The organism is Microlunatus antarcticus (assembly GCF_014193425.1).
GTDB classification, from domain to species: Bacteria; Actinomycetota; Actinomycetes; order Propionibacteriales; family Propionibacteriaceae; genus Microlunatus; species Microlunatus antarcticus.
On record NZ_JACHZG010000001.1, the window covers coordinates 1,126,359 to 1,136,245 of the forward strand.

A 9,887-nucleotide genomic window follows, 5' to 3' on the forward strand; every position below is an offset into this window, starting at 1 on the left:
ACCGGGCGTCCATGGGTGGTTCCGGTCGTCGACTTCTGCGCCCTGACCAGGTGATCCGCAGTCAGGTCGGGCTTGGGGCGAGGCTTTGTGGAAGCCTGCGGCCGAGTTGGGCAATGCGACTTCAAACGGTTTGTGAATTATTTGCCATCACTCCGCCTGAGAGCAAGGTGACACTCTGTTATCAGACTGTTATAGTCGGCGAAGTTCCCGGGAAATATTCAGATCGTGCAACAAGATCCTGGCGATGTCGTGACGACGGTCCGTCATTCCGCACATGCAGCAGTTTTCCCGAAGTCGACCCCACGACCGGGCAGCACCCCGATCTCGACAGAAATGAACTCTCCATGACCAGCTCCACGTCTCCATGGCGCACGCCCGCCCCGAACCAGGTCGACCGACCCCGGACCCCGGTGTCCGAGGTCGCGGCGAGACGCACGACGATCGTCCTGGCCCTCGCACTCCTGCTTGGCCTGGTGGCTGCGCTCTCGCCCTGGAGCAGCACCTCGGCGGAGGCGAGAAGCACGGTTCTCGGGAACATCACGCCGGCCACCGCCTCCTTCAGCGACGGTGACTCGGTGACCGTCGGGATGAAGTTCAGGGCGACGGCGACCGGTTCGGTCACCGGCGTCAAGTTCTACAAGGGCTCGCAGAACACGGGCAGGCACGTCGGGGCGCTCTACTCCTCGAGGGGCCAGCTGCTGGCCAGGGCGACCTTCACCTCGGAGTCCGGCAGCGGCTGGCAGTCCGTCGTCTTCGACGACCCGGTCGACGTGCGGCGCGGTGGCAGCTACACCGTCGCGACCTTCATGCCGGAGGGGCACTACGCCGTAACCAGCCCGTACGCGTGGCCCGACGCCGGCGTGGCCGTGCTGGGCCTCGCAGGGACCTACAACTACGGCAGCGACCTGGAGTTCCCCTCGTCGAGCTACGGCCGGTCCAACTACTTCGTCGACGTGATCTTCCAGGCGTCCGACAGCACCGGCGGGTCCGGCCCGACGACGCCTGCTCCGACGACGCCTGCTCCGACGACGCCTGCTCCGACCACGCCTGCTCCGACGACGCCTGCTCCGACCACGCCTGCTCCGACCACGCCCTCGTCCGGGTTCCCGAGCGAGGCCACCACGGGGGTGCCGGCCGGGACCGCGCTGTCGGCGTACACGGGTCCGTCCACGATCACCAAGGACGGGACGGTCATCGACGCCAAGAAGATCACCACCTGCCTGGTGATCAAGGCCGACGACGTCACGATCAAGAACTCGCTCCTGCAGTCAGGCGGGTGCTTCTTCAACGTGCTGTCCGACGAGGGGAACACCGGCCTCACCCTCACCGACGTCGAGATCGACGGCCAGGGCAACAACGGCAGCGACTCCGCCGTCAACGGCGGCGGCTACACCTGCCTGCGCTGCGACGTCCACGGCACCGTTGACGGGTTCAAGGCCCAGACGAACGTCGTCATCCGCGACTCCTACATCCACGACCTCGCCACCGGCAACGACGCCCACAACGACGGCATCCAGACCCTCGGCACGACGAACCTGAAGATCCTGCACAACAAGATCGTCATCGCCGGCAGCGCCACCTCCGCCATCATCTTGTCGACCAACGCAGCCGACCAGATCCGCAACGTCCAGATCGACGGCAACCTGCTCGGCGGCGGCGCCTACACCGTCTACGGCGGCTACGACGGCCCGGCCGTGGCGGGCAAGGTCTCCAACATCTCCATCACCAACAACCGGTTCACCACGGTGATCTTCCCGAGGTCGGGCGCCTTCGGGCCCATCACGACCGCCGACGCGCCCGTCGTGGTCACCGGAAACACCTGGTACGACGGCCCCAACGCCGGCGGGTCGGTCAGCTGACCGTCAGACCCTCGAGCGGCACCGGTCCCCAGCGGTCCGGTGCCGCTCTTCTCTGTCCGAGGGTGGTCGCCGTCCTCAACGAAGCTGCTTGACGCCGCCCTTCAGGCGCCCGACGAGTCGCCGCGCCAGCGGTTCTCCCCGCAAGATGGCGTGCAGGCTGTCGACCGTGTCGTCCGACCGGAGGCTGAAGCGGTGCTGGAGCCAGGCCGACGGCTTCGAGGAACGGCGGTCGCTGGTGTGGACGTGGGTGTACCCGAGCTGTTGGAGGCGGGTCAGCGTGCGCCGGTCGTACTGCCCCAGCGGCAGCGCCGCCTCGGTCACCGGAGCCCCGACGACCTCGGCCAGCACCTGCCTGGCCTGCTCGAGCTCGCGCTGCTGGGCCGCGTCGGACAGCGCGCGCCACGGGACGTGGTCCATGCCGTGGCTGCCGACGGCCATGCCGTGGTCGCGCAGCTCCCGGACCTGCTCGGCCGACAGGCTTCCCGGCCGGTCGAGCCGCGCCGCGATGACGAAGAACGAGGCCGTCAACCCGTGCCGCACGAGCCCGTCCAGCCCGATCTCGATGTCGGACGCGTTGCTGTCGTCGAAGCTCAGGCGCACGTCGTCGCGCCCGGCGACGGTCTCGACCACGAGGCGGTAGAAGTCCTCGGTGATCCAGTAGCCGGCTTCGCCCGGCTCGAGCTCACGGCCGGGGCGTCCGATGCCGTGGAAGCAGAGGTTGATCACGAGATCGGTCCCGAGCTCGCGGTCGGGCCGTCCGGACTGCGCCGAGCCGTCCGGTCCTGGCCCCAGGCGACGTCCCGCCTCGACCCTAGTCGGGCCAGCAGAGCGGCGACGCTGGTGAGGCCCACGTAGACCAGCCCGGCCGGGAGAAGTCGAGGCTGCGGCAGGACGACCTCTCTCAACCACGCCAGCCGGTCGGACCGCCGGACGTCTGGTCCGCTCGCCGTCGCCCCCGCCCCGCGTGCCTCGATCGACGATCGGAGGTCGGCGTTGCCCCGCCGCACCCGGACCAGGCGGCGGAGGAGGGCCCGGGTGGTCGAAGGAGCCGCGATGGCCAGGTCGACCGCGTCGATGGACCCCTTCTCGGTCTCCGCGTAGAGCGAGTCGAGGTAGAGGTCGTCGGCGACGACGGCGGGGAACTGGTCGAAGCGGCGTCGTCCGTCCTCGCTCAGCACGATCATGCCTCGGCCGAACAGACTGTTGTCGTAGGCCGGGTGCCGGCTGCTGACGGCCGTGTACGCGCGCACCAGCAGGCTGCTGCCGGTGCTGACCACATGGCGGCGGGGCGCGGCCGCCAGGATCGTCGGATCCGCGGCGAGGACCTGCTCGCACGCGGCCAGCGCGTGCGCGGGCAGCTCGATGTCGGCGTCGAGGTAGACCCGGGGGAACCCGACGGCGGCGGCATCACCGACGACGAGCGCTGCCGACTTCCCGGGCTCGGGCACCGAGATCACGACCGACGCGCCGGCCCGTTCAGCGACCTCGGCGGTGTTGTCGTGGCAGCCGTTGGCGACCACCACGACCTGAACCGGGCCGGCTCCCCGCTGGTCTCTGAGTGCCTGGAGGCAGCGCCCGATGACCGCTGCCTCGTCGTGGGCGGCGATGACCACGCTGATCATGCGGCGTCCCCCGTCGTCGCTCGCGCAGCGGTGGCTGCGCACCAGGGGTCCGGCCGTGCCGGACCCGCGCACGAAGATAGCGGTCCGAAGGGGTGCCCATGCGAGGTTCGCTCCGATCGGCGCGCTGGGCCGTACCCTGAGGTCCGTGCCCGCGGAGACCGCGGTCCTGGTGCGGCCGATCGCACGCGAGGACCTTCACCGTGTCGGCGACTACCTCCACCGGAACCTGAACCGACGGCTCTCGCCCTCGGCCTGGGCCGAGGCGATCGTCCCCCCGTGGCCGGTCGACGCTCCCAACCACGGGTTCATGCTGCTGGCCGGCAACGACGTCGTCGGCGTCAACGCGGCGATCTACTCGTCGCGCGTGGTGCGGGGGGAGCGCCGCGACTTCTGCAACATGGCGGCGCTCTGCGTGGACGAGCAGGCGCGGCCGCACGCCGTCCGCCTGATCCGTGCGCTCCTGAGACAGCCGGGGTTCCACTTCACCGACCTCTCGCCCAGCGGCAACGTGGTCGAGCTCGACCGCCGCCTCGGCTTCCGGCCGCTCCCCACCGCTACGGCGGTCGTGGTGAACCTTCCCCGCCTCGACCGTCGGTTCCGTCTGCTCACCCGTCCGGACGACATCGCGGCCCGGGTGGAAGGGGTCGACGCGACGGTCTACGCGGATCATCGTGCGGCCGCCGCGGCCCGCCACCTCGTCGTCACCCGCGGCGACGCCTACTGCTACGTGGTCTTCCGCAAGGACCGGCGCAAGAACCTGCCCCTGTTCGCCACGGTCCTGCACGTGAGCGATCCCGATCTCTTCGCCGCCGCTTTCGGGGTCGTGTCGAGCCATCTGCTCACGCGGCACGGCGCGCTGTGCACGCTCGTCGAAGAGCGGGTGGCCGTGGTCGGACCCGTCCTGAGCCGGATGCTGGCGCAGCCCCGGCCGAAGATGTACAAGAGCGACGAGCTGGTCCCGGCCGACATCGACGACCTCTACAGCGAGCTCACCTGCGTGGCGTGGTGATCCGGTGCGGTGCGCTCAGGTCGCGGGCCAGCCGGACGGCACGGGAGCAGGGCGACGACGGCGGCCGGTCCTCCCGAGGAGCCGGTCGGCGCCGCTCGCCATCAGGGCGGTGACGACCAGCCCCAGCAGGAAGGTGACGCCGGCGGCCCGGCTGCTGCTCCCCGTCACGTGGGAGGCGCTGACGTCGGCCGGGGACAGCAGGGTGGTGATGCGCAGCCCGGGGGCTACGCCGGCGAAGTCCTGCCGCCGCTGGAGCATGCGCCGGAGCTCGTCAACGACACGGGTCGCCTCCGCGGTGACCTCGTCCTGGGAGGCTCCGACGACCTGGATGTCGACGTACGGCGCGGTGAAGAGCGGGCGGAACTGCGATCCCTGGTTGGGCAGGCGTACCTGGGTGCCGCTCCTCACGCCCTCTCCGTAGAGAGTGGTGTCGGAGGACGAGGTGAGCAACGGCTTGTGCGTGCCGTTCCAGTCGCTGACCAGCAGGCTCGCCATCGGTGCCAGCGTGAAGGGCTGCGAGGCGATGGTGTTCGGGTAGTAGGTGACGGTCGGTGCCACCAGCACGAGCTGCACCTCGCTGTAGTAGACGCCGGGTTGGTCGTAGGCCACGTACGTCCCGCCCAGGGTCAGGGCGAGGCCGAGCAGCACGACGTACCAGCGTCGTACGCAGACGCGCAGCAGAACCAGCAGTGGCATCCCCGGAGCCCCTTCCCCCCGGAGATGTTCCCACGACGTCGCCGGCCGCGCTCGGCTTCGCACCAGGACGACGCCGGCAGGGGCGGAGGGAATTGCGACGAACTCAGCGGCCCCAGCCCGATCGCCCTAGGATCGTCCCGGGCGCCGGCGACGGTGCTCGGGGCGCGGGGACCATGCAGCAGCCCGCGACGACGGAACGGGCAGCGTTGTCCCGATGCCGCGTCGCAGGGGAGCGCGCACGGGCGCCTCCGGGGGTGCGACGGGGTCAGCGGGTGGCCTCAGGGGGAAGGCACGAGCTTGAGGTTCCAAGACATCCTGCTGGCGGTATGGCGCCGGTGGTACCTCGCTGTGGCCACCATCGTGCTCGCCGTCGCGGGGACCCTGCTCACGGTGAGCCTGGTGGGTCCGACGTACGAGGCCCAGGGAGCGGTCCTCCTCATTCCCCCCGGGACGACGCTCGACCAGCGTCCCGGTGCCGCTGCGGCATCCGGCAACCCCTATCTGGAGCTGGGCTCCCTCAGCCAGGCGCGTGACATCGTCATCCGCGCGGTCAGCGCCAAGTCGACCTACCTCGAGATCTGCCAGAGCGTCGGTGACGCCCGTTACGAGTCGATGCGTCGCGACCTGTGCCGCCCTCATCCCAGCATCAGCTTCGAGGTCACCGAGGACTTCGAGAGCACGGCTCCGGTCATCCTGGTGACCGCGGAAGCCGGGTCGGCCGAGAACGCCGTGACGACCCTGACGACGGTGATGGGACGGGTGCCGACCTCCCTGAGCGAGCTGCAGGGCGGGCTGAACCTCCGAGCCAGGGCAGCCATCACCTCCACCCCGATCGTCACCGACACCCTCCCCGACGTGCAGCACAAGGACCAGATCCGGGCCGGGGTCCTGGTGGGTGGCGGCGTGCTGGCTCTGGGCGCACTGGTGATCGGGCTGGTCGACGGGCTGTTCCCGCGGCGGCGTCGCCCGGCCCCGGACGACCTCGACCCCGACGACGCGGTCGAGGCGGATGCGTCCACGCCCGAGGCCGACGAGGTCACCGACGCCCCGTCCAGCGCTGAGCCGTCGACCCCTGTCACCCGCAGGCCGGGTCAGCGACCCTCCGGACCTGCCCGCCCGGCGAAGCCGACCAAACGGCCTCCTCCTGTCCCGGACTGGGGCACCCCCACCGACCAGGAGCTGGCGGGCGTGGGCGGGGACTCGGCCACCCCCCGCTGGGAGTGAGCCTGGTGTCGCAGACGCTCGGGCGGGAGCGGAGCCCCCTTGCCCTGCGGAGCCGTCCGTGGTTCTTCGCCCGGTGGGACGGTGTGACCGTCCTGACGGTCTACCTCGTGCTGCTGCTCGGGGTCCCGTCGGTCATGGTCCTCGCCCCCCTGGGCAGCGCCGGCTCGCCCTCCACGGTCGTCGCCGTCGGCCTGTTCCTGCTCTGGGCGTGGTTCCAGCTGCACCGGTCCTGGCGACGGCCGGGGGCCGACCCTCACGTGCGTCGGGCGACGCTGCTCTGGTTGCTCGTCATGGTCGCGGTCTACGCGCACGCCATGGCGGGTCCGCTCTCGCCCGACGAGGTCAGCCCGGCCGACTTCGGCATGCTGAAGCTCATCGGCTTCTGCGGCGTCCTGCTCGTGACCACCGACGGCATCCACGACCGTGCTCGGTTGCGGGTCTTCACCTCCCGGCTGGTGGTCGCGATCGGGCTCGTCGCCGTCCTCGGGCTGGTGCAGTTCCTGACCCGCGAGATGCTCATCGACCGGCTGCACATCCCGGGGCTCGCCTCGATCCCGCCCACCGAGCTCACCATGCGCAACGGGCTGCCGCGGCCCAACGGGACGTCGACCCACCCGATCGAGTACGGGGTGGTGCTCTCGATCGGCCTTCCGCTGGCGGTCGTGCACGCGCTCTGGGCGCCGAACCGTCGCTGGGTGTACCGCGGGCTGCTCGCCGTGATCGCGCTGGACGTGTTCCTGTCGAGCTCGCGCTCCGCCCTGGTCTGCACCGTGCTGTCGTTGCTGGTGCTCGCGGCCAGCTGGCCGGCGGCGCTCCGGCTCAAGGCGATCGTCGTGGCGGCCTTCGCCTCGGTCGCCGTCTACGTCGCGGTCCCCGGCTCGCTCGGCGCCACGACCCGCCTCTTCACGGGCGCCGGGAACGACTCCAGCATCGCGTCGCGCACCGGCAGCTACGACCTGGCCGGCGCCTTCTTCAGCCACAGCCCCTGGTTGGGGCGGGGTTTCGGCACGTTCCTGCCCAAGTACTGGATCTTCGACAACGCCTACCTGGGCCTGCTGGTGGAGGGTGGTCTGCTCGGACTCGTCGGGCTGGTGGCCCTCACCCTCGTCGCGTGCAGGGCGGCACTCACGGCGGCACGTGCGCTGCCCGGCGAGCTCGACCGGCAGCTGGCGTACGCCGTTCTCGCCTCCATCGTGAGCGGCGCGGCCGGCCTCGCCTTCTTCGACAGCTTCGGCTTCCCCCAGTCGGCCGGTTGCTTCTTCCTCGTGCTCGGCCTCGCCGGGGCGCTCCGGCGCCTGGCGGCGACCTCCCCGGCTGCGGAGCTCCGGGGCGGTGGAGCATGAGCTCATGCGCCGGGCCTGCGGCCGGCGAGCCGGAGCGGGTCGTCGTGGTCGTGGTCCTCTACAACAGCGCCGAGCACCTGGCGGACTTCCTGTCGTCCCTGCCTGCGGGTCTGGCCGGGGTCGACCACGAGCTCGTCGCCGTCGACAACGACTCCTCGGACGGCAGCCCTGACCTCGTGGAGGAGCTCGCCCCCGACGCCACCGTGATCCGGACCGGACGCAACGGTGGCTACGCCGCGGGGATCAACGCGGGAGTTGCGGCCGCCGGCCCGCACACGGCGGTGCTGCTGCTCAACTCGGACGTCCGCCTGCGCCCGGGGTGCGTGCCGGAGCTGCTTCGTCGGATGCGGGCGACGCACGCGGGTATCGTGGTCCCGCGCCTGACGGATGCCTCGGGCCGCCTGATCGACTCGATGCGACGCGAGCCGAGCGTGGCGCACTCGTTCTGGGACGCGGTGCTCAGCGCCAAGGTCGCGGGCCGTGTCCTGGAGCTGGGTGAGACGGTCACCAACCCCGCCGCGTACGGCGTCGAGCAGTGGGTGGACTGGGCAGAGGGGTCGACACAGCTCGTCAGCCGCGAGTGCTGGGATGTCTGCGGACCCTGGGACGAGTCCTTCTTCCTCTACTGCGAGGAGACCGACTTCGACCTGCGGGCTCGTGACGCCGGTCTCGGCACCCTCTACGTCCCGACTGCTGAGGTCGTGCACCTCGAGGGCGGGTCCTCGGTCTCCGTGGACTGGCTGTGGCGTCTGCAGCAGGTGAACCGGGTCCGGCTCTTCCGCCGACGCAACGGGAGGGCCGCCACGCTCGCCTTCTGGCTCGTGACGCTGCTCCGGGAGGCCAGCCGAGCCGCACTCGGCCGGAGCAAGAACCGTGCCGCGGCCAGAGGGCTGCTGGAACCACGGCTGCTGACGAGGAGCGAGGGAGCTCGATGACCACCGACCGCGATCCCGACGGGGGCATCTCCATCGCCTGCGTCTTCAACGACCCCGCGGTGCGCCGCGAGTGCCTGGACCGGTCGGTGGAGGCCTACGCCGGCCCGCTCGACGTCGACTACATCCCGGTCGACAACACCGAGCACGCGTTCTCCAGCGCCGGAGCGGCGCTCAACCACGCGGCGCGTCAGGCCCGGCACAGCGTGGTCGTCTTCGTCCACCAGGACGTCTACCTGCACTCCGTCGAACGGCTCGCGGAGGCGGCTCGAGCCTTCGACGGCGGGGACTGGGGCGTCCTCGGCGCGAACGGCGTGACGTCGGACGGCCGGAGCGTCGGCCTGATGCGCGACCGGACCCAGCTCATCGGGATGTCCGCGCCCCGGCCGGTGCCGGTGCAGACGCTCGACGAGGTCCTGTTCATGATCCCCCGCGACCTCGTGCTCGAGCACCCTCTGACCGAGGCCCCTGACCTGGCGTGGCACGCGTACGGCGTCGAGTATAGCCTGCGGATGGCGAGCCTGGGCCGGCGGGCGGGAGCCGTCGACCTGGCGATCACGCACAACAGCCTGACGGTCAACATGGCCCGGCTCGACGAGGCGCACCACGCCGTCGGTCGTCTGCACCCCGCCCAGCTGCCCATCCAGACGACCTGCGGGGTCATCGGCGGGCACGAGTCCCGGCTCCGCGCCCGGCCTCTCGTGCGACGGCACGGCTGGCGGTTGCGCTGGTTGCGCCACTCCTGGCTCGCGCTGCGCGCACGTCGCCGTCTGGGCGTCCCGGTGGTGCTCAGCGACATGAGGGAGGAGGTCGACCTGCTCCCGTTGCACGCCGACGTGCCGCTCCGGCTCGTCAACATCGACCACGGTGGAGCCTTCGCCGACCACAACGTCACACCCCTCCTCTTCTCTCGGCACGGTCGGCCGGTCCTGATGAGTGCTCTACCGACAGCCGACGCCGTGCCGGGGCTGATCGCGGCCCTGGCTGCCGACGAGATCCTTCTGGTCGGGGGACTGACGCTCGACGACCTGACGTCGCTGAGCACGGTCGTGCCCGGCGGCAGGTCCTGCCTGCTCGGTCTGCACTCCGAGGAGATCTGGCTCCTCTGCGGTGTTCCGCTGGACCGGCTCCCCGAGTCGTGGTCGAGGCCAGCCGCCGTACCCCTGGGCGCCAGGGGCTGATCAGGACTCCGGGGCGCTCTG

Annotated in this window: 9 protein-coding genes; 6 read left to right on the forward strand and 3 right to left on the reverse strand. The window is 70.9% G+C overall.

The window, feature by feature from the left end; genetic code table 11:
- The first annotated feature begins 344 nt into the window (after window positions 1–344).
- On the forward strand, window positions 345–1,859 hold the full coding sequence (locus FHX39_RS05205; RefSeq protein ID WP_183337101.1) for a DUF4082 domain-containing protein: 1,515 nt from the start codon (window positions 345–347) through the stop codon (window positions 1,857–1,859).
- A 75-nt stretch (window positions 1,860–1,934) separates the two neighbouring features.
- On the opposite strand, the gene FHX39_RS05210 is transcribed toward FHX39_RS05205, so the two are convergent.
- On the reverse strand, window positions 1,935–2,585 hold the full coding sequence (locus FHX39_RS05210; RefSeq protein WP_183337102.1) for a polysaccharide deacetylase family protein: 651 nt from the start codon (window positions 2,583–2,585) through the stop codon (window positions 1,935–1,937).
- Window positions 2,582–3,523 (reverse strand): glycosyltransferase, encoded by a 942-nt coding sequence (locus tag FHX39_RS05215; protein WP_332836675.1) that lies wholly within the window; start codon window positions 3,521–3,523, stop codon window positions 2,582–2,584. The genes FHX39_RS05210 and FHX39_RS05215 overlap by 4 nt, the downstream gene beginning before the upstream one ends.
- 103 nt (window positions 3,524–3,626) lie before the next feature.
- On the opposite strand from FHX39_RS05215, the gene FHX39_RS05220 reads away from it, so the two are divergent.
- Complete coding sequence (locus FHX39_RS05220; protein ID WP_198423266.1) at window positions 3,627–4,490, forward strand: hypothetical protein; 864 nt, start codon at window positions 3,627–3,629, stop codon at window positions 4,488–4,490.
- Between the two features lie 15 nt (window positions 4,491–4,505).
- Here the strand turns inward: FHX39_RS05220 and FHX39_RS05225 are convergent, their stop codons facing one another.
- A complete protein-coding gene (locus FHX39_RS05225; protein WP_183337103.1) occupies window positions 4,506–5,186 on the reverse strand; it encodes a hypothetical protein in 681 nt (226 codons plus the stop codon).
- Between the two features lie 297 nt (window positions 5,187–5,483).
- Here FHX39_RS05225 and FHX39_RS05230 point away from each other — a divergent pair, with 297 nt between their 5' ends.
- Genes FHX39_RS05230 through FHX39_RS05245 form a run of 4 tightly spaced genes read left to right on the forward strand, consistent with a single transcriptional unit; the run spans window position 5,484 to window position 9,866 of the window.
- Entirely contained in the window at window positions 5,484–6,410 is a 927-nt protein-coding gene (locus FHX39_RS05230) for a YveK family protein (protein ID WP_183337104.1), read from the forward strand.
- A 5-nt stretch (window positions 6,411–6,415) separates the two neighbouring features.
- Entirely contained in the window at window positions 6,416–7,753 is a 1,338-nt protein-coding gene (locus FHX39_RS05235) for an O-antigen ligase family protein (protein ID WP_183337105.1), read from the forward strand.
- Complete coding sequence (locus FHX39_RS05240) at window positions 7,750–8,688, forward strand: glycosyltransferase family 2 protein (protein WP_183337106.1); 939 nt, start codon at window positions 7,750–7,752, stop codon at window positions 8,686–8,688. Before FHX39_RS05235 ends, FHX39_RS05240 begins: the two co-directional genes overlap by 4 nt.
- Window positions 8,685–9,866, forward strand: coding sequence for a glycosyltransferase (locus tag FHX39_RS05245; protein WP_183337107.1), 1,182 nt, complete (start codon window positions 8,685–8,687; stop codon window positions 9,864–9,866). Before FHX39_RS05240 ends, FHX39_RS05245 begins: the two co-directional genes overlap by 4 nt.
- Window positions 9,867–9,887 lie beyond the last annotated feature (21 nt).